The organism is Halorubrum sp. SP9, assembly GCF_005435015.1.
Classification (GTDB): Archaea; Halobacteriota; Halobacteria; order Halobacteriales; family Haloferacaceae; genus Halorubrum; species Halorubrum sodomense.
On sequence record NZ_SGXU01000469.1, the window covers coordinates 1 to 374 of the forward strand.

The 374-nt window shown below is 59.1% G+C and carries 1 pseudogene; it reads left to right on the forward strand.

What is annotated here, in order from left to right:
• Positions 1-374: pseudogene (locus EXE45_RS20105) on the forward strand (PGF-CTERM sorting domain-containing protein); the annotation flags it as partial.

Genomic DNA, 374 nt, shown 5'->3' on the forward strand with positions numbered 1-374 from the left:
GGTCGATGCCACGATTGACAGTGACGGTGAGGTCTCCGTCGACTTCGGTACCCAGAGCGAGACGGGTACCTACACGATCGAAGTTACTGACGTCAACTCGGCAGTCACCGCCGAGTCCGGTGACTTCGACATCAACGAAGCCCCCGAGGGCGACGTTTCCTTCGAACAGGGCTTCATCACTGAGGAGCGCGGTGACACTGCGAACATCACAATCAACTTCCAGGGCGACATTGAGACCGCAACCCTCCGCGTCGGCGACGACGATGAGGTTGGATACGAGTCCAACATCACCGTCGACTCCGGTGGCGAGGACAGTGTCACGGTCGCCTTCAACACCTACGTCGCTGGCAACACCAGCACTCTGAGTAGTGCTG